General features: G+C 55.5%; 18 protein-coding genes and 1 tRNA gene. 9 read left to right on the forward strand and 10 right to left on the reverse strand.

Annotation, left to right across the window (positions count from 1 at the left end):
• Positions 1–100: 100 nt before the first annotated feature.
• Entirely contained in the window at positions 101–2,176 is a 2,076-nt protein-coding gene (locus BT204_RS04280) for a TonB-dependent receptor (RefSeq protein ID WP_072445769.1), read from the reverse strand.
• 408 nt (positions 2,177–2,584) lie between these two features.
• Here BT204_RS04280 and BT204_RS04285 point away from each other — a divergent pair, with 408 nt between their 5' ends.
• Positions 2,585–3,871 carry an OprD family porin gene (locus BT204_RS04285; RefSeq protein WP_034125518.1) on the forward strand — a complete coding sequence of 429 codons (1,287 nt, stop codon included), beginning with the start codon at positions 2,585–2,587 and terminating at the stop codon, positions 3,869–3,871.
• A gap of 81 nt (positions 3,872–3,952) precedes the next feature.
• Here BT204_RS04285 and BT204_RS04290 read toward each other — a convergent pair whose 3' ends face one another.
• Genes BT204_RS04290 through BT204_RS04300 form a run of 3 tightly spaced genes read right to left on the reverse strand, consistent with a single transcriptional unit; the run spans position 3,953 to position 7,290 of the window.
• Positions 3,953–5,530 carry a M48 family metallopeptidase gene (locus tag BT204_RS04290; RefSeq protein WP_072445770.1) on the reverse strand — a complete coding sequence of 526 codons (1,578 nt, stop codon included), beginning with the start codon at positions 5,528–5,530 and terminating at the stop codon, positions 3,953–3,955.
• A gap of 13 nt (positions 5,531–5,543) precedes the next feature.
• On the reverse strand, positions 5,544–5,909 hold the full coding sequence (locus tag BT204_RS04295) for a hypothetical protein (RefSeq protein ID WP_014716500.1): 366 nt from the start codon (positions 5,907–5,909) through the stop codon (positions 5,544–5,546).
• A gap of 37 nt (positions 5,910–5,946) precedes the next feature.
• On the reverse strand, positions 5,947–7,290 hold the full coding sequence (locus BT204_RS04300) for a CHASE2 domain-containing protein (protein WP_072445771.1): 1,344 nt from the start codon (positions 7,288–7,290) through the stop codon (positions 5,947–5,949).
• Between the two features lie 303 nt (positions 7,291–7,593).
• Here BT204_RS04300 and BT204_RS04305 point away from each other — a divergent pair, with 303 nt between their 5' ends.
• The 7 genes from BT204_RS04305 (at position 7,594) to BT204_RS04340 (ending at position 17,192) form a co-directional block, all read left to right on the forward strand.
• The gene (locus BT204_RS04305) at positions 7,594–8,370 is read left to right on the forward strand and encodes a helix-turn-helix domain-containing protein (protein WP_072445772.1); all 777 of its coding nucleotides are present in this window, start codon (positions 7,594–7,596) and stop codon (positions 8,368–8,370) included.
• A 104-nt stretch (positions 8,371–8,474) separates the two neighbouring features.
• On the forward strand, positions 8,475–9,413 hold the full coding sequence (locus tag BT204_RS04310; protein WP_072445773.1) for an aromatic amino acid exporter YddG: 939 nt from the start codon (positions 8,475–8,477) through the stop codon (positions 9,411–9,413).
• 1 nt (position 9,414) lies between these two features.
• Positions 9,415–11,217: a B12-binding domain-containing radical SAM protein gene (locus BT204_RS04315; RefSeq protein ID WP_057975371.1), complete on the forward strand. Its 1,803-nt coding sequence runs from the start codon at positions 9,415–9,417 to the stop codon at positions 11,215–11,217.
• Between the two features lie 1,106 nt (positions 11,218–12,323).
• The gene (locus tag BT204_RS04325) at positions 12,324–12,980 is read left to right on the forward strand and encodes a hypothetical protein (protein ID WP_072445775.1); all 657 of its coding nucleotides are present in this window, start codon (positions 12,324–12,326) and stop codon (positions 12,978–12,980) included.
• A 104-nt stretch (positions 12,981–13,084) separates the two neighbouring features.
• Complete coding sequence (locus BT204_RS04330; protein WP_072445776.1) at positions 13,085–14,227, forward strand: HNH endonuclease; 1,143 nt, start codon at positions 13,085–13,087, stop codon at positions 14,225–14,227.
• A 462-nt stretch (positions 14,228–14,689) separates the two neighbouring features.
• A complete protein-coding gene (locus BT204_RS04335; RefSeq protein ID WP_139271452.1) occupies positions 14,690–15,583 on the forward strand; it encodes a hypothetical protein in 894 nt (297 codons plus the stop codon).
• A gap of 139 nt (positions 15,584–15,722) precedes the next feature.
• A complete protein-coding gene (locus tag BT204_RS04340) occupies positions 15,723–17,192 on the forward strand; it encodes a DNA/RNA helicase domain-containing protein (protein ID WP_072445778.1) in 1,470 nt (489 codons plus the stop codon).
• 221 nt (positions 17,193–17,413) lie between these two features.
• On the opposite strand, the gene BT204_RS04345 is transcribed toward BT204_RS04340, so the two are convergent.
• The 4 genes from BT204_RS04345 to BT204_RS04365 all read right to left on the reverse strand — a co-directional run bounded on the left by BT204_RS04345 (position 17,414) and on the right by BT204_RS04365 (position 21,140).
• Positions 17,414–17,689, reverse strand: a complete 276-nt coding sequence (locus tag BT204_RS04345; protein WP_072445779.1) for a hypothetical protein — start codon at positions 17,687–17,689, stop codon at positions 17,414–17,416.
• Entirely contained in the window at positions 17,686–18,666 is a 981-nt protein-coding gene (locus BT204_RS04350; protein WP_072445780.1) for an integrase domain-containing protein, read from the reverse strand. Before BT204_RS04350 ends, BT204_RS04345 begins: the two co-directional genes overlap by 4 nt.
• A gap of 905 nt (positions 18,667–19,571) precedes the next feature.
• Positions 19,572–20,900 (reverse strand): tyrosine-type recombinase/integrase, encoded by a 1,329-nt coding sequence (locus tag BT204_RS04360; protein WP_072445782.1) that lies wholly within the window; start codon positions 20,898–20,900, stop codon positions 19,572–19,574.
• Between the two features lie 164 nt (positions 20,901–21,064).
• A tRNA-Thr gene (locus BT204_RS04365) sits at positions 21,065–21,140 on the reverse strand.
• A gap of 328 nt (positions 21,141–21,468) precedes the next feature.
• On the opposite strand from BT204_RS04365, the gene bcsQ reads away from it, so the two are divergent.
• Positions 21,469–22,365 (forward strand): cellulose biosynthesis protein BcsQ, encoded by an 897-nt coding sequence (bcsQ, locus tag BT204_RS04370; protein ID WP_072445783.1) that lies wholly within the window; start codon positions 21,469–21,471, stop codon positions 22,363–22,365.
• 241 nt (positions 22,366–22,606) lie between these two features.
• Here the strand turns inward: bcsQ and BT204_RS04375 are convergent, their stop codons facing one another.
• Positions 22,607–23,794, reverse strand: coding sequence for a methyltransferase (locus BT204_RS04375; protein WP_072445784.1), 1,188 nt, complete (start codon positions 23,792–23,794; stop codon positions 22,607–22,609).
• Positions 23,775–24,464, reverse strand: coding sequence for an ABC transporter permease (locus BT204_RS04380; RefSeq protein ID WP_032803763.1), 690 nt, complete (start codon positions 24,462–24,464; stop codon positions 23,775–23,777). The genes BT204_RS04375 and BT204_RS04380 overlap by 20 nt, the downstream gene beginning before the upstream one ends.
• Positions 24,465–24,488 lie beyond the last annotated feature (24 nt).

The following is a 24,488-nucleotide window of genomic DNA, read 5'->3' on the forward strand; positions in this document are numbered from 1 at the left end:
TCGCGGGCAAGCCCGCTCCCACAGGGATCTGCGCCAGGCGCTGATGTTGTGGGCAATACCTAACCAGTGTGGGAACAGGCTTTGGTTCCCATGAGGTGTGTCAGAAGCTGTAGGTACCGGTGACTACCAGGCTTCGCGGCTCGCCTGGTTGAATCTGCGCCGCACTGGTCGCCGAGGCGTAGTAGTTTTTATCAGCGATATTGTTCAGTGCTGCCCGCACGTCCCATTCTTTCTGACGGAACCCGGCCAGCGCGTCCCAGCGACCATAACCAGGCAACACCACGGTGTTGAGGTTGTCGGCGTAACGATCGCCCACCAGGGTCAAACCGGTTTCCGCGTACCAGCCCATCTCCGGCTTCCAGGTGATGAACAGGCTGGCGTTGCGCTTGGCCACGTCGCTGATCCGTTTGCCCTCAAACCCGTTGTTGTCCTTCTCCACCTTGGCATCCTGCAGGCCTACGCCGCCGCGCACATACCAGTTGTCGACGATCTTGCCGGTGGCGGTCAGCTCCACGCCGCGTGAGCGTTGTTCGCCGGTGAGCAGGGTAATGGTACGGTCCAGCGGGTCGCTGGTGCGGCGGTTGTAGAGTTCCAGCTCGTACACAGCCAGGGTGGTGCTCAGGCGCTCATCGAACCAGTCGCTCTTCACGCCGATTTCTTTTTGCTTGGTCAACTCCGGGCTCAGGTCGTTGACGTTGCCGGTGGCGTTCGGCGTGATGCCGATCAGGCCGCCGCCTGCTGGGGTGAAAGTCTTGCTCCACGAGGCGTAGAACGAGTGGTGCTCCAGGGGCGTCCACACCAGGCCGACGCGCGGGCTGGTGCTGTGGCTTTTCACGTTCTGTTGGATGTCGAGCAGCTTGTTGGTGGTGTCCACTTCGAAGCGGTCGTAACGCAGCCCGCCCAGCAGTTGCCACTGGTCATTCAGGCGCAGTTGGTCCTGTATGTAGAGGGCGCGGCTTTCGACTTCGGTGTGGTTGTTACTCGACAGTCGCATGCTCCCGGTGTGGCTCAGGCGGCGGTTGGGCTGGTTGAGGTCCAGGCTCGGCACCGTCTTGCCATCGCGAGCGGAGTACAGCTTCGGATCACGGCGCTGGCTGCCCAGCTCAATACCGGTGAGCAGGCGGTGCTCCAGGCCAAAGGTGTCGAAACCGCCTTCCAGCTCCAGGTTGTTGAACACGTTGCGGGTGGTCAGGTCCTGCTGCCAGTGTTGGCGGCTGACGGTGTTGGTTTTCGGGTCATAGCCGGTCTGGTAAGTATTGTCGAAATCGCTGTCGAGCTTGAACACGCCGAGGGTGTGGCGCAGCTGCCAGTCGGCGTTGAGCTCGTAGGCAAGTCTGGAACGCAGCGACTGGGACTTATCGTCTATGTAATCGCCGTGATCAAAGTAAGTGGTGCTGCGGCTGACATCCGCCGGGCGCCCGTTGACACCAGGAATGCCACGGTCTGGGGTGCGGTTGTAGCGGCTGTATTCGTATTGCACCAGCCAGTTCAGCTCTGGAGTGAGCTGCCAGCTCATCGACGGCGCGAACAACTGGCGGTTGCCGCTGACGCCATCGCGAAAGCTATTGTTGTCCTGGTTGCCCATGTTCAGGCGCAGGCTGATGTTATCGGTGGGGTCGGTACTCAGGTCGGCATACAGGCTGCGCAAATCGTTGCTGCCGCCTTGGGCTTCGATGCTGGACTTTTGCCCTGGGCTTGGCAGTTTGCTCACCCGGTTGACGATCCCGCCCTGGCCGCCTCGCCCGTAAAGCACGGCGGCCGGTCCCTTGAGCACTTCGATACGCTCGATGTTATGCAGGTCACGTACGTACTGGCTGTCGTCGCGAATGCCATCCAGATAGAAGTCATTGCTGGCGTCGAAACCGCGTATGCGCAGGCTGTCGAAGCGTGTATCGGCGCCGCTGCTGACGTTGGGGATACCGCTCAATGCCTGGCCCAGGTCGTTGGTGCCATAGGAGCGCAGGCTCTCGGTTTTGACTGAGTCGATCGCCTGGGGCACGTAGCGAACAGCCGTCGCGGTGCGTGTGGCGGTGCTGGTCTCTTTGACCCGTGGGTCGTCTTCGTCTGCTTCCACGCTGATCGAGGTTTCGGGCAGGACCGTGGCCGCACCGGCAAAACCAGCAGACAGCAGGACAGAGAGCCCAAGGGAGAGGGGCGTCAGGCGAGGGGCAGGCATGGGAGTGTATCCAAATGATGTGGCAGGAAAATTGTGCGCGAATGGTAATGCTTTGCATTTGCGCGCGTTATCTATTCCCTAACGCATTGCATGCGGATTTGTTACTTAATGTGTTTACAAGGGCTGATCAAGGTGTTTTCAAGGCTTTCATCCCGCCGCTTTAGCCCGCTGCTTAGACGAATATCGCCTAAATACAGACGATTCACGAAATTGACACATAGTTCAACGCCCGCATAGGATTGCGCCCAACGCCTGTGGCTAACCACCATGACTAAATCCAATAAAAAAAGGCCCGCGGCAGTTCAGTCGTCCGCGGGCCTTCTTTTTGCTGGCAAGGTCGACACCAGAAAAGCAACAGGAGCCTGGTGTCACAGCGCGTACTCAACCCGTAATAAGGAATATAAGAAAATGTTGAAGCAACGGATGAGTCTGATCGCTCTGGGGATTTTGAGCGCATCGACAGCAATGGCAAACGACCAGGAGCAATCCAAGGGTTTCGTTGAAGACAGCCACCTGAACATCGCAGCACGTAACGCCTACATCAGCCGTGACTACAAAAACGGCAAGCAGGACAAAGCTGAATGGGGCCAAGGCTTCATCGGCAAGTTCGAGTCCGGCTTCACCCAAGGCACTGTCGGTGTGGGTGTGGATGTGATTGGCCAATACGCTATCCGCCTGGATGGTGGTAAAGGTCGCAGTGGCGCTGGCGGTATCGACTTCTTCAAGCAAGGTGACAGCGGAGAAGCCGCCAACGACCTGGCCAAAGGCGGCGCAGCCGTCAAGGCGCGTATCTCCAACACCGTGATCAAATACGGTCAGCAGATGCCGGCCGTGCCGGTCCTGCAATACGACAACTCGCGTCTGCTGTCGGAAACCTACGAGGGCACCTCGATCGTTTCCAAAGAGATCGCCGGCCTGCAACTGGATGCTGGTCACTTCACCAAGGAAGCTCGCAAGAGCGCCGAGGGCAGCGACAGCGGCCGTTTGAAGAGCATCAACTACATCGGTGGTAGCTACAAATTCACCGAAAGCCTGTCGGCTGCTTTGTACGCCTCCGACATGCAGGACGTGCTGAAGAAGCAATACGTCAACGTCAACTACGTGCTGGCCCTGCCAGAACAACAGTCGCTGACGTTTGACTTCAACGGTTACAAGACCAAGCTGGACCGCAGCTTCGCCCTGGAAAACCAAGGTGATGCGGATGCTCGCGACAACAAGATCTGGAGCCTGGGCGCTACCTGGGCCGTTGGCGCGCACAGCTTCACCCTCGCTCACCAGCGCAGCACCGGTGACACCGGCTACCTGTACGGTGGCTACCGCAACGCTGGCGGCATTGGCGACGGCGGCAATACCATCCTGCTGGCCAACTCCTACTGGTCCGACTTCAACGGCAAGGACGAGCGCTCCTGGCAAGCAGGTTATGGCATCGACTTCGCCACCTTCGGCGTACCGGGCCTGACCTACAACATTGCCTACGTGCGCGGCACCAACATCGACGACGGCACTGGCCGTGGCGATGGCACCGAGCGTGAAATCTGGAACCAGTTCAAGTACGTGGTACAGAGCGGCCCAGCCAAAGACCTGAGCCTGCGTGCCCGTGCCTCGTGGTTGCGCGTTTCCAACAACGCCAGCAACTACAACGTAGGCGGTAACGAAATCCGTCTGTTCGCCGACTACCCGATCAACGTTTTCTAATTGATCGAATGTCGTGCCTGATGCCAGGCGATAAAAAACCCCGACTGGTTCGGGGTTTTTTATTGTCCGCTCGCGGGGGCGTCAGGCTTTGACCGGTGCGAGCTTTTTGCAGTTCTCTTTGCGCGTCGGGTACTGCTCGCATTTGCGCAGTACGCTTTGCACCTGCTGCGCATTCTGCAGTTGCTGGTTGGCCAACAGCTTCTCGGTAATAAACAGTTCCTCCGAGCCCAGGTTGCGTTCCGCCTTGTCGATCATCGCCAGGGCCGATTGCCCGTCACCGCGTTTGAGGTGGTAGCTGATCATCAAGTCATAGGTGGAAGGCCCTGCCAGGGACCAGTCCTTGATCGCCTGCAACTCTTTCACCGCTTCGCTGTTTTTGCCCTGGGCCAGGCGCACGGTATAGGCGGTGCGCCGAATGCTCGGCTGGTCTTTTACCGGCGAGGCCAGAGCCTTGCGGATGAAAGCGTCAGCCTGCGGCACCTTGTTTTTCTCCAGGGCATCAATTGCGAAGTACGCGTCTTTATAGCCCTGCAAAGCCTTCGCCACCTGGGGCGTATTCTTCATTTTCGACCAGCTTTGCGGGTTGACCCGGACGCGGCGTTCCTGGCGATACTCGCGTTGCAAGTACTGGCGCAGCTCGGTGTCGCGGTCCATCGCCGACATATGTGAGCGGTTGAAGTATTGGCTGGTCGCGGTGATGCCGGTGGTCAAGCCATCCTTGACCAGCACGTCCAGCTCTTTGGTGAACTGGTTGAGATTGAACTGCTGCAGCGAATCCTGCATGGCATTCTTGCGCGCCGTGAGGAACCCCGTGAGCAAGGGCTTCTGCTTGCCCTGGAAGTCGTTGAGGCGCTCCAGACTATGGGTGGCGGCTCGCGGCGCGTAACCGGCACGGATCATCAAGTCGGTGCCCAGCAAGTCGGCCTGGTCTTCCTGGCTGCGGCCCCAGGCGGTGCTCCATACCTGATCGGAAAAGGTATTGGCCAGGGCGGTATACAGCACGGTGTTGCCGATGGTCTTCTGGGTGCCGGCTGGGTCTTTACTTAACAGTTTCATCGTACCGGAGCTGCGGTCCACGCCCGTATCGGCAGCCATGGTGGCCAAGGCGACCGTGGAGGCCACGGTGGTGAACATGTCTTTCTGCTGCTGGAAAGCGGCCATGCGGTCATGGTGATGCAGCAATACGTGGCTCATTTCATGGCCCAGCATCGCGGCGATTTCGTCTTCGCTGGCGACGTTGTCCAGCATGCCCAGCGGCACGAACAGGTTGCCGTAGGGGTCTGCCGACGGCCCGAAGCCATAGCTGTCGGTGATCTTCACCTGCAGCGGCGGCAACTCCCCCGGCCAGCCCTTGGACAAGCGCGTGACGATGCCCTGCAAGTAGCCTTGCAGCATCGGGATATCCACCAGGTTCTGCTGGCGCGCTTCAGCGGCCGGTACCGCACGCCCGTCGTAGCTCAAACGCTGCTGGCTCTGGCGCTGTGGGTCGAGCTTGTAATACTGGCGTACGTCGCTGTTATCCACGTAATGGCCCTGAACCCGGGACTGGGTCGAGGGCCCCACCAGGTTCATAAACGCCTGGTCTGCGCCTTTCAAGGTGGCGCAACCACTGAGCACCGAACTGGCCAACAGGCTGGCTGCTACTAGATATCCCTTCACCGCAACGCTCCTTTTATTGATTGCAGCCGGCACCAAAACCGATGGTGGAGTTGTTGCGGCTGTCCTTGGCCTGGCTTTTGGTCAGGCCCTGGCAGGGCAGGTCGACGACGTTCAGCGGGGGCTCGATGCGCAAATCCATGGTGTCCAGCCACACCTTCTGGCCTGCCAGTTCTACCTGCACCAGGTCCAGCGCCTGGTTGTACTGCAATACCGGCAGGGGCTGGGTGGGCGCGTCCTTTTTCGCCAGCTCACGTTGTTGCTTGCCCTGCTCGTCCAGCACTGTCACCGGGTCGGCGAGGAACGCCTTGATACTGTGGGTTTCTGCCCAGGCGCCCTGGGTGAAGAGGGCGGCGAGCAAGACGATGAGGCTTCTGTTCATCCTTGGTTTCCTTGAGTCAGATAGCAGAGCGGTGCACTCAGCGATCGCGGTCGAAGAAGGCTTCGATCCGCTCGCTGAACAGCACCAACGACAGCAACACAATGCCCAGCACGTTGACCGGGGTGATGTCATTGAGGCTCAGCAACACACTGACCCCCGCCAACATCGACATCACCAACAGCCACGACGGGCACGGCGAGGTAAAAAACCAGATTTCCTGGCGCCGCCACCGGCTCCAGGTGCGATGGCCCGCCAGGCGACGTGCGTGCAGCGCCTTGAGCACGGCGATCAACGCCAGCAGCCCGAGCTCCAGCAGGTCCAGCCAATTGAACGGCAGGTGGGGGAAATTGGCCGGTTCATGGTCGTAGTCCATGCCCGCATTGATCAGGTTGTCCAGCGCCATGGCGTGCAGGTAAACGCCAGGGAGTTGGCCGTGTACCGGCGACTCCACCAAGTCCCCGGTGGAAGCAATATTGGCGCCCACCAACACCAGGCGGTCGCGCAGTAACTCGGCGACCAATGCCTGGTCGTCGGGGTCGCTGACCTCCAGGTCACTGGCCGACAACGTCAGCGTATAAGGGCAGCGCGCCTGGACCGAGTCGTCGAGCTTCCAGAACACCGCCTGAAATAACTGCGCCACCCCATCCAGCAAAAAGTGCCGTGCCGGCGCGCAGTGGCGGATATCGGCAATACGTGCCTGCTCGGGCGCCAGCTTCAGCCCCCATTGCACGGCGATGGGCTGGCGCTGCGCAGCGGCTTGCACATCCACCGGCGGCTGCTTGCAGTGCTGCGTGGCACAGGACACTCGATACAGCGACAGGGCGGGAGTTTCCATCAGCCCTGCCTGTGTGCGCATCGCCAGTGGATACTTGTCATCCACCCCTTCCCATACAACCAGCGCCGGCTGGCTCACCTGCATGAACGGCGCCAGCGTATTCGCCTGGCCCGCCTCTGCGCGAGTCAACCCAGTATTGGCCAGCCACAACGGGATGCCTTGGCGTTGATAACGCTCAAACACATTCGCCAGCAACTGGCTGCCCCGCGTCGGGTCGCCAAACGAGTGGTCGTGGCTATAAAGCAAATCCACAAATACCGCCTGGGGCTTGTACGCCAGCAAGCGCTTGAACAACTTGCTCTGCTCGCCATAGGGCATGGGCCACGAACTGTTATTGCGCATCAGGTAGGCATCATCGATCAACACCACCGCCACCCGCTGCTGCCCAAGGCTCGGGTAGTGACTGGCGAACATACGATTGAGCCACTGCGCCGACGCCTTGTCGCTGGAACTGGCCAGGCCGAAAGGATCAAGAATCGCCAGCAACACGATGATGACCGCCAGCCAATAGCGGCGGTATTTGAACAGCGGGGGTTTGGACAACATCCATGTCTCGATAAAAACGCAAGCAAGGCGGGGTTTTTAACGGAGTGGGGAGGGGGTGTCAATTGGAAAAGTGGCTATGTGCCATATCGCTATGGGCGCATGGGTCGTCATTCGTAAAAAGCCCTGGCCTATCCTGGCCAGGGCTTTGCGCTGTGGGCGCCGGGCTTGCCCGCGATGAAATCAGCCCGCGTCCCGCACGAGTTCTTGCCGATGACTCGTCGCATCTCCCCTGAGCGCTCGCGGGAGTGGCACCGGGTTCTCTGACTCAGGCATGATGTGAACCTGAGCCAACGGAGAGGCGCTATGGGCAGTCACGATAACCCAGCGGTTTCACTGGCCCTTCGTTCGTATTCGGGCCAAGTCGAATTGCACGATCACGACTTTCATCAGCTCGTGCTGCCGCAGTCCGGCTCCATGGACATCGAAGTCGACGGTCGGGCCGGCAAGGTCGACTGGAGTCAGGGCGTGGTAATTCCTGCCGGTGCTCGCCATGCGTTTCTGGCGCAAAAGGCCAATACCTTTCTGGTACTCGACGTGCCGGCCACGACGTTCGGCGGGCCCAAGAATCTCGACCTGTCGACCAGACTCCAGGCCGACAAACGCTTTTTCCCAGTAGGCCCGGAAATCCGCCATTTACTCGAATACGCCAGCCGCAGCGCGCCCTTGCTGACCAGTTCACCTCAGGTGGCGGAGTCCTGGAGTACTTTGCTGCTGTCTTCGCTGACGCTGCCGCCCGGAATCATCCCTGAGCATGGTCAGTTCACCCTGGCACGGGCACTCGCTTACATCGAAAGCCATCTGGACAGCCGGCTTAGCGCCACCGAGATTGCACGGGTGGCAGGCACCAGCGAGCGGCAACTCTACGTGCTGTTCGCTCGGCATTTGAATAGCACGCCTTTTGCGCATATCGCCACCTTGCGTCTCAACCGTGCCATCGACTTGCTGTGCGAAACCGCGCTGTCGATCACCGAGATCGCCCACCGCGTCGGTTATGCCGATCAAAGTGCACTCACCCACGCCCTGAAAAAGAACCGCGACCTGACCCCGGCCACGGTGCGACGAAGTTCGCGGGTAAGGTGAATCCGGCAGGCCTGAACAAATCTTCAGCAGTGCTCATCAATACCCGCCCGGCCGGACCTTTCTATGATTGCCCCACCGACAAGGATAAATCAGACGGGGCGTAGATGACCGAAGTGACGCACACTGCCAAAACACAGGTGTCTGTCAGAGCCGCAGCCTCGGCCACCGCCATCGGCGTGATCGCGGTGTTCCTGTGGTCATGCCTGGCGTTGCTGACCAGCCTCACCGAAGGCATTCCACCCTTCCAACTGCTGACCCTGAGTTTTGCCGTCGCGTTTGTAGCGAGCCTGTGCATCCTTGGCCGCAACGGCATGGCGGGGTTTCGCAGCTGGCGTCAGCCCTGGTCGGTATGGGCGGTCGGTTTTCTAGGGATATTCGCCTACCACGCGCTGTATTTTTTCGCCCTCAAGGCTGCCCCGGTTGCCGAGGCGAGCCTGATTGCCTACCTGTGGCCACTGTTGATTGTGCTGCTCTCGGCCTTCAGCGCGGGGGAACGGCTGCGCAAACGCCAGTTACTCGGCGCGCTGCTGGGGTTGGCCGGTACGGCGTTTATCATGCAACAGCGCGCCTCGGATGAAGCCGCCGCCATGCCGGTAGCCGGCTACCTGGCCGCCTTCGCCTGCGCGCTGGTCTGGTCGTCCTATTCGGTGATCAACCGCCGTTTCAGTGACGTGCCAAGCAGCATCATTGGTGGCATCTGTGGCCTCGTCGCAGTGGCCGGCCTGGTCTGCCATCTGGCGTTGGAAACCGCGGTCATTCCAAGCGCCGGGCAATGGGCGGCCATCGTCGGCCTTGGCCTGGGGCCGGTGGGCCTGGCGTTTTTCGCCTGGGACCACGCCACCAAGCACGGCAGCCTGGCGATGCTCGGCGCTCTCTCCTATCTGGCCCCCCTGATCTCGACCCTGCTGCTGGTGGCCATAGGGCAAAGCCATGCCAGCCCGATCCTGATTATTCCCACACTGCTGATTATCGTTGGCGCTGTTATCGCCACCTCGAAAACAGGCCAGCCCAACGCCGACATCACTGTTGTAAAGGAGCTTTGAGATGGACCTGATTGCCTCTGAAGGCGCCACAAGAATTGAACGCGACCTGCCACGGTTCAGCGTGGCGCCCACTCGTCCTGCGCTCCAGCATCTGGGACTACCGTCATTGAAGTCCAGCCGCAGCGGCATTCGCCGCCGCGCAAATGGCGAAGCGCCACGTGTGTTGCTGTTCGTGCCGCCTTACACGCGGCTGATTGAGCCGGTACCGCTGGGCAGCGCATTTGCCGACATCGGCATCGACACGTTCGAAGTAATGAAACGCGCCGGCACGCCCATTGGCCTGTTGCGCATCGCCACGGTGGCCAAGCGCGCCGGCTACGAGGTGCAGATCGTCGACGCGCCATTCGCCGGCTGGTCCCAGGAAAACACTCTGGTGAACGTCGATCAGGGCCATTTGGTCCGCTATGGCCTCACCGATGTGCAAATGCGCAAGATCATCGAAGATGCACAACCGGACATCGTCGGCATCCAGTGCAACTACACCGTGCAATGGGGCAATGCCCGGGCGCTGGCCGACCTGGTGAAATCCATCGATCCAAATTTGCTGCTGGTGACGGGCGGTGCCCATTCCAGCGGTGACTGGCAGAATGCCTTGCTGGACTCGCCTTTCGATTTCACCCTGATCAACGAAGCGGATCGCGCCTTCACGCTGCTGCTCGACGCGGTCACCCATGAAGGCGGCAATGTCGACGCGGTGCCGGGCATCGCCTATCGCAGCTACAGTGGCCAACTAGTTCGACCGACGCGCAAATCCAGCTACTTGAGCATTGTCCCGGCCCGGCAGGATCTGGATGAGCGGCTGGGCGTCATGCCGTTGCCGGATTTCAGTTTCCTGAACATGAACAACTACTTGCAGCCCTATCATTCCTCCGGTGCGCGGGTGCGCAAGACCGGCGCCTGGGCGCAGATCTTTTCCACCATAGGCTGCAACGTCAATTGCAACTTCTGCTATATCCCCAAAATCAACGGCCCCTGGCGGGCATTGGGGCTGGACTGGTTCGACCTGCATCTGGCGGATTTGGTCAAACAAGGCGTGACCGAAGTGTTGATCGAAGACGATCACTTGATGCATGACCCGCTGTACGCTATGGAGGTCGGCAAGCTGTTGAAGAAACACCATTTGCCGTGGGTCGAGGAAGGTGGGCTGAGCCTGTTCAATCTGGTGCTGCTGCACAAGGGCGAGCGATTTCTGGCGGAACTTGATGAGCAGGAACTCAAAAGCCCGCACTACCGCAACGTCATCGCTGCCATTCGCGGCGGTCTCACGGCGAAGACGTTTATCCGTTCAATCGCCGACAACGGTTGCTACAACATTTACCTTGCGGTGGAGAGCGCCAACGAAGAGAGCCTGGTGAACTCCAACAAGTCGCGTTTCAACGCGATTCAGCAGGCAACCTTTGAGATCATCCAGATGTTTACCGAGTGCGGAATTCAGGTGACGGGCGGCTTCATGCTCGGCTTCGTCAACCCGCCGGCCTCGGCTGCCGAACAGCCGTTCATCGAAAGCCTGGGGCAAATCGGTAATACCATTGATTATGCCGTCAGCCTTATGGGCGCAGGCATGGCCTACGCCAACCCGTTTATCGTGACCCCGATTCCGGGCACCGAGATGTGGGCATACCAACAGCAGTATGTGGTCCGTCACTACGACAATGGCTGGTCTCACGAAAAAGCCACCATGGCCACCGAGCAATGGAGTGCCGAGGACATCGAAAAAGCCCGTATGGAATTGCTGGTACGCGCCAATGGTGCTGATCGGGTGCGGGAAATGGTGCGGCGCGGAACGTGGCCAGTGGATGTCTGATTTTTTACACAGCCCTACTCGTTCAATGACTTCGAGCGAGTAGCCAAACAACCTCACACGTCAATTGAGCCACTTACACCATCAGCCTGCTTCTGACCGGTTTTTGACCTTCATCTATAGGTTGAATTTTCCTAAGCGAAGAGTGAGCAAATGCGCGGTCAGTAGCCAGTAATAGCGCGTCGATTCAGCGTATTGGTTCACGTGACGGTTTAGAAACCATGCGGGATGCTTTCGCTGCCAGGTCCATGGATTATCTTTGTGCAAGCGATTAGAAATCTCCGCTTGAATGGTCTTTGCTTGGCGTAGGTGACGTTCGCGAATGGCATGCGACCCGGTGAGAAGATCCGCCAGGAACAGCGCCATGTCGAATGTTTTGCTCGTGCTCGATCATCGTTATAAGCCGATACCACGTCGAGACGACCATGCCCCAGTTCGTCGCTGATTTGTGTGCAGGCCTGCTGATGAAGGATGGGGCGGGCAGGGCGGACGATTGCCCGTGAAAATCGAGGTGGTTTTCGGCTGGTATCCATAAGATTTTGGCGGAATCCGACGGAACGCCAAAACGAAAAAACCCGCCAGAAGGCGGGTTTTTCGGGGGTTCCAGAGATTTTGAAAGCTTTCTATGGAACCTTGTATGGTGCGGCACCAGACGAACGGTATGTTTCGGCGGGGCTAGTTTTTTCGGGCGTCTGGAGTTCGGTGGAAAACTCGGCGTACCCCAACTAGTAACTATAAATAAATCAGCTAGTTATGGCGTTCGGTGGAATCGAATTCGGGATTTTTTAGATGTCAGCACGTTGTCGGTCTGCAAGTAATTCAGAGCCGCATACGGAATGGTAAACCTCCCGAACTCGAACGTTGATGATCATCCCCTCCGTCGAGAATAGGTAGGAATCCGCCAAAAGCTGCCGTGGCGACAGGCAGCAGACGGCCAAAAGCAGTCACTAGCGAACGATATTGAATGACACAGACCCACCGGTCACCGGCCGATAGCTGAAGAGTAAAAGCTGCTAAACGCTACAGCAGTGATCTAGAAGATTGTGACAGGCGTTTCCAGAGGTTACTCTTGAAATAAACCTGTATAGCTAGCGAAAGGATTTGCAGACATGGCTCGTTTGGCCCACGATTTCAAGTCAATACTCGGAACCATTGTTGCCACTTTGCAAAATCGTATCCAGGAAGGCAAGTTGGATGCCAATGCGGTTCATTCGGCTACAAACAAACTTGCAGAGCATCTTTACAAGTACGACACCGGATTGTTCCCAGCACTCCCTTCTGACTATCCCTGGGCTATCCCGGAACTTGCGGCACCCGAGTCGCTGGCGGAGGCCTTGCTATGGAAGATGGGCAAATGGAACATATACAAGTCTTTTGCGGCTTACTACAGCAGCCCTTCGAGTTTGCCGAAGAGCACTGACTCTGTCTTTTACGCATTTGCTAAACATCTTCAGAATCCCGAAAACCCAATCTACGACCAACACGCACTCCGTGCGCTTTGGGCCATAGATGCCAAGCTAACACCGGATCAGGCGAACATCTGCTACAGCCTATTAGTCAAAAGAGACGGTACATGGAAGCTTATCATCAGTGGATCGAAAACAAAGGCTGGCTACGACCTTTACATTGAACGCATCACTGCGCTGGCGAAAGATGGTGTCACGCTAGGTGATTTGGACAGGCTACTCATGCCGCTCGGCCAAGCATTGAAAGGTAACATGGCAAATGTATCCGAGTTTCGCAATCTCGTAGGCTTTCGCGACTGAGTATTTGCCAAAAATAACCAGGAAAAAATAGCGCTGACTTATTGCACATTACTGTCTAGTGGGCGCAATGAACAGCCGCCATATTCAATACATGGAATTAATAGATGAAATGCATTATTTGCAACAAAGAAAAACAAGTACATGAGTTCTCGCTAGAGCATATATTCCCCCAAGGCTTAGGCGGAGCGCAATGCTCTGAAGAGTTCAAAAGCCGCCGTGTATGCCGCAACTGCAATTCGACAATGGGGCTTTTTGTGGATGCCCCGTTGATAAAAGGATTTTTGGGGCAAAACAACATGGCAGAGGCTGCCCTACACTATTTCGACCCAGACAATCTCAGAGTCATACCTCTTCGATACTTTGGGCATGTCAAGAATTTGCTTCTGGACGAGCAGTTCACGTGTGAGCTTTGGTTAGGAACAATTGGAGGGCTAGTTTATCATCGACGGAAAAGTTCAGATCCAAGGTATGATTGCTACGCTGGAGGCAACCCAATTAACCTTAAAAAATCTGGAGGCGAGGTTTACGTATTTACTCAGCATCAAGATGAATTCTGGAATATGATGTTTCTTGTCTCTGTGCGAGAAAAATTCAAGACTTCAAGATTGATATCTGGAAACGTGAGCCTGCCCGCTGATCCAGATTATTTTTCACCCCCGACAAACTATGAAAAAAAATTCCTAACTCAACTTCAGTCCAAGCAGGGGAAAGAACACGAAGTCACTATCAAAACACTGCAGGGCTTTGAGCAAAGATTTCTATGTAAATTTGCACTAACATACGGGCATAATAAACTCGGGGATAAATTTATTGATAGCGCTCATGCTTTAAATTTGCGCAATGCTCTGTGGGAAATTAATTCAGACAAAAGAAGATCTTTCGGCATCGCTTTTAGCGAACTAGTATCAGTGGACGATGACGAAGAATGGGGGCACCTTGCTTGGCCCGGCGTACACACCATTACCATACTACCTGAGCCAGATAGATTACTAGCATTGATTTATTTGTTTGGTAGGCAACTCATGACAATAACCGTATCAGATGCGCCTGACTTGTGGCGGGAAAAGATAGTTGCTTCAGAAGTTCATGTGATCTGCCAGACTCTTGGTCATTATGCCGGGCCTTTTTCAGTAGATGATTTTGTGGCCCACCGCTCTGACGGAGAAAAAATTCCTGCCCTTTGGGAAATTGATTCGAAAGAGTTTGATATTGCAACACTCCCCACTTTCGACGATCTTCAAAGCTAAATACTAAAAATAGAAAGCTAGCAAAACGATTCGGCAAATTAAGCCGGCAACTGTGTTCCTTAAGCAGCTGGTTGCGACTGGCGGCTGTTGAACGCCTACCGATTGAATTGCTAACGTAGGCACGTTTTCTGGTTGCTCTTACCCGATTCTGCCATAACCAGCGTGCACTTCGGGTTGGAAGTGGTCGCTCATGAATGTCTGCCTCTGGCCGAACGCGGTCGGTTTCTACCGGCAGTAATCGGCCAAAAACAGACCATGGACACGCGGCTAATACGCCAGTAATGTGTGCCCAAGTCATGTCGTTTTTCCTCCTCGCCTCATGTCGCGCTTCTAGCGCGACACTCAAGCTGAACAAGGAATTACTCATGGACAAGGAAGGTTATCAGACACAAGCGGCGTATAACATTACGCCACATGTGTCGGCTAATCATATTTAGCCTTAAGCATCACAGGGAGAAGTGTGTGAAGTTCGAGTTTGGAGACCTGTACAAATTCATTGTTTCTCTTGGGGTGGTCATAATTTCCATCTCGGTTCTGGTTCCTTGGCTCTTTCTAAAAGAGTCCTTTGACTTATACAAATCGGAAGCCGATTTGAAATCCGTCACCAGCGTTGCTCACGCAGCAATCCTTGGCAGGCAAGAGGCTGTGGCCTTCATCGTCAAATTCATTCCGTGGTTTTCCGCCATCGGATGTATTTGCGGGTCAATTTTTGTTTTCGCTGGCCTAAAAAAATGGCATGCAAACCAACTGTTGCTAGATGAGCAAACTAAAGTTGAAGTTGAGCTTAAAAAACAGTCTTTGCGAGATGCAACCAAGGACGAGATCGCACTCTCTGCGGCTCGAGACATGCACGCACTTGCTCCTGATGAAAGTCACACAACGAACTATACGCTTAGCGCTTTTGAGGCCAGCTATGCTCAGACAGAGAGCTCAGTGGCAAAACGCCTCCAACATATTTATGCCAGAACGTATGAGGTCGAATCGAACAAAATGGTAGCCGGCGTTGAGGTGGACGTATTGCTGCGAGGTCGAAGCTGGCTGACAAAAGACTACATCATAGAAATCAAAACTATTCGTCGCGGCTTCAACTACGGGTGGCTCCGTGAGTCCTTTCTGAAGAATATTTACGCAAAAAACATCTACGCACAAGCCACTAGTCGAATTCCAAATACTTTGTTGCTGATCGTCACGGAGTTTAAGGGTGACTTTTCTGAAAAATACACTTCTATGCTCGAAAAAATCTCAACGGAGGGCCTCGGAAGAAAGGGGAAAGACTTGGTTGTTATGATCGACAAGGAAGAACTTCAGAGCTTGCCCACAGATCAACTTCAGAAGCGCCTTGGCATAAACGCCTAACAAATGGCACAAGTCGCTCGTTCCGCTCGTTCCGCTCGTTCCGCTCACTCCGGGCCGGCTAAAGCCGGCCCCTTAACCAAGCGCTAGTTGGCATCTTCCTCCTGATTTATCAGTTACGGTAAAACCTAGGTATTAACCAATGAAAAGCATCAATATAATCTCTCTTGTGCAAGCTTATAAAAGCCTTGACCCTGCTGAATATAGTTCTTATATGAAACACTATGGCATAGACATAAATAATAATGAAGTTGAAGATCTGGAAAGATTCGCATTAAGCATGTACAAAATTTTACCATTCGTGAATATATTTGATGTTTTTTTTGTAAGTTATAAAATACAGCATATTAGTAAAGAGTTTGATTTATTGCGCTTCGGTGATAACTATATTTTGAATATTGAACTTAAAAACAGTAGCACAGAGGTAAAAATTAAAAATCAACTAATAAGAAATAAATATTATCTTGGCCATATAAATAAAGTCGTTCACAATTTTTCTTTTGTTGTTAATACAAATACACTTTATAAGCTCGACAGCAAAAATGATCTTGAGGTAGTTGACTTTAGCTTGTTGACACAGCTATTAACGAATCAAAATTTATTGAAGATAGAAAATCCTGACGAACTATTTAATCCATCGGATTATTTGGTTTCGCCTTTTAACTCCACGGATAAATTTACTAATAATCAATATTTTTTGACTGGCCAGCAAGAAACTATAAAGGGTAAAATCCTTAAAGTGCTTAACAAAGGCGCGTCGGATTTCATTTCAGTTAATGGTGGGCCAGGAACTGGCAAAACATTATTAATATATGACATAGTTAAGTTGATCAAAGATCAAAAGCGCACCCTGATTGTACATTGCGGAAATCTGAATGAAGGGCATATTAAGCTAAACAGGTTAGGCTGGAATATTATACCCATAAAGAGTTTGAAAAACTATGACTTGAAAAATTTTGATTTGGTTGTTATTGATGAAACCCAAAGAATATATGCAACTCAATTCGATCAGTTGATTGCTAATGTTGCAGCGAGCAATACAGTTTGCATTTTCTCATATGATAAGCAACAGACTTTATCTTCAACAGAGGCTAGAGCGGATATTGAGGGAAAAATCAATGCTGTTGTAGGTGTATCTAAATTCAGATTGTCAGATAAAATTAGAACCAACAAGGAAATTTCCAGCTTCATCAAGTTGCTATTTAATAATCAGCGAAACGATATTGCTTTTTCTAATTGCGGCAATATTGACTTTAATTATTTCACAGATTTGGTGACTGTCAAAAACTATATTCAACTGGTAAGTAATGATGGGTGGGAAGTACTTAGGTTGACTCCATCACTACACACGGCCGAGCATCATGAATCGTATTCGGATGTTTATAGCAAGAACTCACATGCAGTAATCGGACAAGAGTTCGATAATGTCGCTGTTGTTATGGATGAATATTTCTCTTATGACAGTTCAGGGTCATTAATTTATCAGTCACGCACATATTACGATTCGGTAAAAATGCTATTTCAGAACATTACGAGAACCAGAAAGAGATTAAAATTAATTATAATAAAAAACAAGCAGGTGCTAGGCAGATGTTTATCTATCTTGGAGTAATAGTATAAAAGGCAACTAGTAAGTCGTTCAGGCACCGCTTCGACGCTTCGCGCCTACGTTGAACAGATTTTAAGTCACGGCGTTATGGTTTTACTGCGAAAAAGTATTCCATAAATCCACAACTTAAAATCTGTCACTGAACTCGGTGTTGGTCAGCGTGCGCAATGGATCAATAACTGCCTCCCGTGACAGACTGCTTATGGCCGTTTTCTGACCTTCGTTTAGAGGTTGAACTGCCAGGATTTTCCTAAGCGATGAGTGAGTAATTGCATGGTCAGCAAATAGTAATAGCGCGTCGATTGAGTGTGCTGGTTTAGGTGGTGATTCAAAAACCACGCAAGGTGTTTTCTCTGCCAAGTCCATGGATTGTCGCGTTGCCAGCGCTCAGCGATCGCTGTTTGGATGGTCTTCGCCTGACGCAGGTGGCGTTGGCGCGTGGTATGCGACCCGGTCAGGACGCCCGCCAGGAACAGATCCATATCGAATGCCGTGCTCATGCGCGACCACCAATGTAAGCGGCCACCACGACGATACGGTTGTGCCCCAGCTCATAGCTGATTTGTACTCGGGCTTCCTGATCGAGACGTCGGTCGAGTTGATAGCAATGGCCACCGTTGATGGGGGCGGGATGGTGGGTGATTTGCTCATAGCGTTCGCACGCATAGGCTGCCCGCAATTCGTGGAAGCCTTTGAGGTTGTACTGATGGAGGATGTCCCGTGCAGGACGGACGATTCCCCGTTGGAAATCGAGGTAGGTTTCGTTCGGTGCAAGTAGGTTGCGGCTACCGTCGGGTGAGACCTGTTCGGCGAATTTCAGCGCCTCGCGAATATGATCATCCGCCCTGATCCAGCGAGGTGCCGAGGCACCTGAGCGGCCCCCCTTGGTGCCATCCTGGATGTTGATCTTGCCGTATTGTTCGGCCTCACGTTTTAAGCGCGGAAGGTCGGCCAAAATGGCCTCACGTAAGCGCATGCCGGTGGCTCGCGCTAATTGAGCGATGGCCGCGGCACGCGGCTGCTGGTGTGCGCAAAGCACCTCTACGACCCTCTTCACATGTTCGCGGTCTTGGCCTTGCGGCACCGAACGACGAACACTGGTGCGCCGCATTCCTAGCGCCTTGCTCGGACTCGGTACTTTCACATACTGATCACCGCGAAGCGCTGGCAGGGTCCGATTGACGCTGGACAATCGGTTTTGCGCAGTGGCGATGGCGAGATCGCTGCGCTCAACCAGGTGACGCAGATGCTCCGCGTAATCCAGCAAGGTCTGCCGATCAATCTGCCGTGCATCATTAATTCCCGGGCCATCCTCCGACCGACACCAGCGCACGAACGTCTGCCAACGATCACTGTGTGCTTTGACCGTACCGTAATGCCCACCGCCAAACAGGTCTTTCAGTGCCTGCGGCCCGGCATAGCTCAATTGCCGGCCATAGCCAAAATTACGCCCCTCCCGTCTACCGACCAATCCCATGACCAAACTCCTCTGTAAGCCACACTTGTAAAACCTTCCCCACGTCATCCCGCCAAGAATGTTGAGTGTTATCAGGGATCAAGGCCCCTGCGACCTGTGAGGGTTGTCCACTAACGCGGGACTGGCGGCTCTTTACGACCGGGAGCCTGGGCATCTCATGATCTGGCCTCCTGAACACTTCCAAGGAAGTGGGCGGGTGGAGGCTGCATTGGCTGACGAGACCAACGCCGCGAGATCTTGAGCCGGGTGAAGGCAGTGATGCGATGACCGGGGCATGCCTGACTGTCAGTCAGGTGCAGTCCATTCCTTGGGCGGCGGCACCATCATCTACATCGCTGTTGCTGGTGACCTCGGTGTTTGTCACGCCGATTGTCACGAGGGGGAATGCCGCAAAGCCTTGTACGAGATGGCCTGCAGCAGTGGTAGGAGCGCCCGTCTCTTTCCGGGAGAAAGAGACGGGCGCAGGTTGGCGCACGGGAATGGCCAAGTGGATAGGTTGCTGCAGGGCAGCTATGAAAGGGGATGAGTTGCCGCAGTGGGCACACTGGTAAAAGTGGGCATCCATCACATCGCTGTGACCGTGCGAGCCGCCGGACGCTAATCGCACTTTGGGAGAACCACCACGGTGTGGCGTAGCCTTAAAGGTTCTGGCTACCTGGGTTGCTGTAAACGACAGCGCTTTGCCCGATCTTTTCTACGCCTGTGGATAATTTGGGTCAAGGCTCGAATTTTCGGGAATTCTGCGGCTGTGGATGAAATTATCCACCGGTGGAAATCTATGGTTTTCCACAGACAATTTGCGTGGGCTTTAGATTTTTTAAATGAGGTCCATCCAAGCAGGGCGGCTTTGCAGCCCCGCTTGGATGGACCCGCGTGGAAGGGCGGACTGCGGTGATCTTATTGGCTTACCCACTTTTGGATGCGCCACGGCTATTTTGTAGGGCGGTAATGTTGTCGCCGACCGGGTGAGCGAATTCGTGGGGCGTCACATGCCCATGGCGGTTGGCGTCGATGTAGTTGCTCCACCACGCCATGATCAGTCTGCGCTGTTCGAGGAATTCGGCCTTGTGGATATACGCGGCGCGCACGCGGTTGCGTTCCTTGTGGCTCATTTGTCTTTCGATGGCAGCATCGGCCCATAGCCCGGACTCCAGCAGGGCGCTACAGGCCATGGTCCTGAAGCCGTGGCCGCACACGTCCTTGCTGGTGTCATAGCCGACGTTGCGGAGCATGGTGTTCACCGTATTCTCGGACATGGGCTTCCAGTACTTGTGGTCGCCCGGTAGCACCAACTCTGAAAAGCGACTGAGGCTTCGCAGGCGCTCCAGTATTTCGATGACCTGCGGCGATAGCGGAACCATTTGAATGTCGCCGTTCATCTTGGTCCCACGTGTGGAGTTGCGTACCCCTTCAATCGGTGCGCGCGTATCGGGAATTTCCCACATGGCGCGTTGTAGGTCGAACTCACTCCATCGAGCGAAGCGCAGTTCGCTGGAGCGGACGAATACATGCAGCGTGAGCAGGGCGGCAAGGCGCGTCAGCTCACGGCCGTTGTAGTTGTCGATCCGGTGTAGCAGTTCGGGTAGGCGGTTGAGGGAGAGGGCCGGGCGATGGATTGTGCGCGGCGCGTGAATCGAGCCTGCCAGATCCAGTGCAGGATTCATGGTGATCTGCCGAGCCCTTTTGGCGCCGCGCATGATGGTGGATAAGTAGTTCTGTACCCTTAACGCTACATCCATGGTGCCGCGTTCCTTGATGCGCTGGGTGATCTCTAGCAGGTCGTGGGTATCGAGTTCAGCGATGGGTCGTTGGCCGATCAGCGGGAAGACGTGGGTGCGCAGTCGGCTCATTACGGTTTTTGCGTGGCCTTCGGTCCAGCGGCGGGACATATCAGCGTGCCATTCCAGAGCAACGGTTTCGAAAAGCAGTGCCGCACGCTGGGCTACGATCTTGGCCTTCTTCTTTTCTTCCATTGGGTCGAGGTTGTCGAGCAGCAACGCCTTGGCTTCGTCTCGCTTACGTCGTGCGATGGAAAGGGTAACGATGGGGTAATTGCCGATGATGAGCGTACCTTCCTTGCCGCTGGGCTTGGTGTACTTCAAGCGCCAGGTCTTCACGCCATTGGGTTTGACGAAAAGGTACATGCCGCCGCCGTCGAACAGTTTGTAGGCGCGTTCGCGGGTTTTGGCCGTGCGGCATTGCAGGTCGCTGAGGGGGATCGCTAGACGTGGCATAGGGGTACGCGCTCCTGACCGGAAAATCGCAGTACCCCTAACATACCCTCGGGGAAGGGGGATTTTGTTGGATCCCGACAGAGGGTCCTGGAACGAAAAAACCCGCCAAAGGGCGGGTTTTCGGGGCTTCCAGAGCATTCAGTAGAATGCAATGGAGCCTAATGTGGTGCCGGCACCAGGAGTCGAACCCGGGACCTACTGATTACAAGTCAGTTGCTCTACCAACTGAGCTATACCGGCGTGTTAGGGCGACGATTATAGCGATTGGAAAGGTTCTGTAAACCCCTGAATTCTGACTATTTTTGCAAAGTCGGAGGTTTCTTGCGATTAGGCTGTCTTGGGCACGTTTTCACAGGTTGCAAGCCTGTGGAAAAGCACACGCTGAAAAGCCATTAAATTGACTATCTACCGTCCATCTAAAAAGCCGAGCATAAAAACAGCAAAATAATGACACTTCAAACCCTTTGTCACAGAATGCCCACAATAAGGGCGCCTATAAAAAGACCTGCGGCAAGTGCCCGCACTTGCTGACCTTCACGTCTTTAAGCTGCGTCGTGAGGAGCAGGCTATGAGCCTAAGCAAAGAAATTCTGGCGTTGTTTGGCAAAGACGTTACCCATGATGCCGACGGCATCAATGCAAGAATGCACTTTTTCGGCAGTGTTCCTGACGAAAGTATCCACCAACAGCCCATCGTTGCCCCGGAGCTGCGCCCTAAAATAGTGGCGTTGGTGTCTATCAATGGCGGTGTGGGCCGCAGCACGCTGGTCACGGCCTTGAGCAGTGGGTTGCAGCGCCTGGGCGAGTCGGTGGTGGCGCTGGACCTGGACCCGCAGAATGCCTTGCATCATCACTTTGGGGTCAGTTCCACCTTGCCCGGAATCGGCCGCACCAGTCTGGAGCATGGGCAATGGGCGCCCTTGCAGCAGTTGGGCTTTGCCGGTTGCCAGGTGATGACCTTCGGCGATATCGATATCCAGCAGCAGGAGAGCCTCGAGCGCTGGCTCAAGCAGGAGCCCGGTTGGCTGGCGCAGCGTCTTGGATGCCTGGGGCTCAGCGAGCGGCACACGGTGATCATCGATACGCCCGCGGGTAATAACGTCTATTTCCATCAAGCGTTGAGCGTTGCCGATGTGGTGCTGGTCATCGTGCAGGCGGACGCTGCTTGCCTTGGGACCCTGGATCATTTGGACCTGCTGCTCGCTCCGCACCTTGAGGGCGAGCGCCCGCCGGTTGTGCAGGTGGTGATTAACCAGGTGGATGAGAGTAACCCCTTCAGCCTGGACATGGTCGAGGCGTTCAAGCATCGCTTAGGTAAAGACCCGTTGGAAGTTCATCGCGATATGGCCATCAACGAGGCGTTGGCCTACTCATCCGACCCGCTGGATAACGTGGCGAAACGGCTGGCCAGTGATGATATCAACGAGGTTTGCCTGTGGCTGAAGGCGCCAAAACAGACCGCATAAAGCGCCCGTTATGCGCGTGGCGCCAGATGCTTATGCACAATCGGTTGGTAACAGCTGTCACGAAACAGCCATTTTGTGCAGCAGTTCTCAGCACGCTGCAACTGCCTGTTTTGTGTGCACTTTATTTTGTGAACAAAAAATGACCAGGCCGGCTTTTGGTGTGAAGTGCCGATATCTAGGGCCTCTGCAAAGTATTCATCAACAGAGTTATCCACAGGGCGCTTGTAGGATTTTTTGCCCTTTATTCGCGCTCGGCCAGCACCATCAGGTTGCGAGGGGTCAACGATGGTTCGCAGAAGCTGCCGACCTCGACGTTGTAGCCCTGTTCCACCATGAACAGTGCCCGGTCCAATATCAACCACAGTTCCAATGGGCGTCGAAACAAGCCTCTCACTAACTCAAGGTTGCGCACCTCGGCCAGGCGTTGCCAGCCGTGAGCTTCCAGGGCCGGCCAGTTCTGCTCGCCTGTGGATAAGCCCTTGAGGCTTGCCAGTTCCTGGCAATAGTCGGCAAAGGGTTTATCCAGCCAACTGGCGGGCAGGGAAGGTGTTGGCAGGTAGTCGTCGCAGTCACGCAGTTGCCGTTGCAGTTGGTCAAAGCCCAGGCGGCGGGCCATGGATGTGTCCCGTTGTTGGCGTACACGGTTGCCGGCGGTGACGGTTTCGCTCAGGGGCAGGCCCAGGTCATCAATCGACAGTTGCAGCAAGGAGGCGCGCCCGGCGGCGGAGAGGGCTTGATAACGGTCGGCGGTGATGCGGTTGTAGCAGCAGGGCGCCAGGGCCAGTTGTTTGCAGCCGGCGGCGCTGGCCAGTTGCAGCAGGCGCACATGCAGGTCGCCGCAGGCATGCAGGGCGACCGGCGTGTGTTCGGGCTGGATCGCGACATCCGCCATCACGTCTTGCAGATGATGGGTTGCGGGCAGGCCGTGGCGATCACTCAAGGCTTGGCCGGAGGCGATCAGGGCGGGGTCGTATTCCAGGCAGGTCAGCTGTTGGCCGGGTTGCAGCAGGCGGCGGCCTAGATGGCCTTTGCCGGCGCACCAGTCCAGCCAGTGGGCTGGCGTTTGGATAAAGGACAGCGCGGCGCCGAAGGCTTCGATCTGTTGCCATTTGCGCCCTGGCACGTCGACGTTCAGACGGTGGCGAGCGGGCTCAAGGGTGTGCGTGGGTAACTTATCCACAGTAGCGAGGCGCAGCGCGTGAGCGGCCAGCTGTGGAAAAGGTGTGGGCGCGGGCAGGTCGTGGGGTTGGTTGTGACTGGCTTCAGCTTCGGCTAACGAACGCCGACGCAGCCACTGGGATAACTCGGGATGCTCGGTTTCCCAGGGCAGCTGCAACTGAGTAAAGGGCCGTGGTCGCCACAGCCCTTGGTGCTCGATCAGGAATGCATCCAGTGCCTGGAAGCGTGCCTCAACGGCCTTGGCATGCATCGACGCGCAGCCATTTTTCCAGCAGTTTGAAGCCGCGCACCAGCACGTAGGCCATCAGCAGGTAGAACAACCCCGCAGCGAAGAAAATCTCCACCGGCAGGTAAGTGCGGGCAATGATGGTGCGCGCCATGCCGGTCAGTTCCAGCAGGGTCACGGTACTGGCCAAGGCGCTGGCCTTGAGCATCAGGATCACTTCGTTGCTGTAGGCCGGCAGGCCGATGCGCGAGGCGCGTGGCAGGATGATGTAGAACAGCGTCTTGGGCTTGGACATGCCCAGGGCCCGCGCCGCTTCGATCTCGCCCGGCGGAATGGCCTGGATCGCACCGCGCAGGATCTCGGCAATGTAGGCGGCGGTGTGCAGGGTCATGGTGGCGGTGGCGCACCAGAACGGGTCTCGCAGGTACGGCCACATGAAGCTGTTGCGCACGGCGTCGAACTGCGCCAGGCCGTAATACACCAGGAACAACTGCACCAGCAGCGGCGTGCCACGGAAGAAGAAAATGTAGCCGTAGGGCAGGGCGCTCACGTACCAGCGGCGCGAAGAGCGGGCGATGCCCAGAGGGATCGCCAGCAGCAGGCCGGCGATCACGGCGATTGCCACCAGCTCCAGGGTCAGGGTTGCGCCCTGGGCCAACTTCGGCAGCCACTTGATGATCACGGCCCAGTTCAGGCCCAGGTCAAAGTGCGATAGCCA

Origin of the sequence: Pseudomonas sp. NFPP02 (assembly GCF_900119355.1) — a bacterium.
Classification (GTDB): Bacteria; Pseudomonadota; Gammaproteobacteria; order Pseudomonadales; family Pseudomonadaceae; genus Aquipseudomonas; species Aquipseudomonas paracarnis.

Coding starts and splice junctions, on each gene's coding strand:
- BT204_RS04310 (WP_072445773.1), top strand. CDS start 8,475: ATGACCGAAGTGACGCACACTGCCAAAACACAGGTGTCTGTCAGAGCC.
- BT204_RS04325 (WP_072445775.1), top strand. CDS start 12,324: ATGGCTCGTTTGGCCCACGATTTCAAGTCAATACTCGGAACCATTGTT.
- BT204_RS04360 (WP_072445782.1), bottom strand. CDS start 20,900: ATGCCACGTCTAGCGATCCCCCTCAGCGACCTGCAATGCCGCACGGCC.
- BT204_RS04340 (WP_072445778.1), top strand. CDS start 15,723: ATGAAAAGCATCAATATAATCTCTCTTGTGCAAGCTTATAAAAGCCTT.
- BT204_RS04280 (WP_072445769.1), bottom strand. CDS start 2,176: ATGCCTGCCCCTCGCCTGACGCCCCTCTCCCTTGGGCTCTCTGTCCTG.
- BT204_RS04295 (WP_014716500.1), bottom strand. CDS start 5,909: ATGAACAGAAGCCTCATCGTCTTGCTCGCCGCCCTCTTCACCCAGGGC.
- BT204_RS04375 (WP_072445784.1), bottom strand. CDS start 23,794: ATGCATGCCAAGGCCGTTGAGGCACGCTTCCAGGCACTGGATGCATTC.
- BT204_RS04330 (WP_072445776.1), top strand. CDS start 13,085: ATGAAATGCATTATTTGCAACAAAGAAAAACAAGTACATGAGTTCTCG.
- BT204_RS04350 (WP_072445780.1), bottom strand. CDS start 18,666: ATGGGATTGGTCGGTAGACGGGAGGGGCGTAATTTTGGCTATGGCCGG.
- BT204_RS04305 (WP_072445772.1), top strand. CDS start 7,594: ATGGGCAGTCACGATAACCCAGCGGTTTCACTGGCCCTTCGTTCGTAT.
- BT204_RS04285 (WP_034125518.1), top strand. CDS start 2,585: ATGTTGAAGCAACGGATGAGTCTGATCGCTCTGGGGATTTTGAGCGCA.
- BT204_RS04300 (WP_072445771.1), bottom strand. CDS start 7,290: ATGTTGTCCAAACCCCCGCTGTTCAAATACCGCCGCTATTGGCTGGCG.
- bcsQ (WP_072445783.1), top strand. CDS start 21,469: ATGAGCCTAAGCAAAGAAATTCTGGCGTTGTTTGGCAAAGACGTTACC.
- BT204_RS04345 (WP_072445779.1), bottom strand. CDS start 17,689: ATGAGCACGGCATTCGATATGGATCTGTTCCTGGCGGGCGTCCTGACC.
- BT204_RS04315 (WP_057975371.1), top strand. CDS start 9,415: ATGGACCTGATTGCCTCTGAAGGCGCCACAAGAATTGAACGCGACCTG.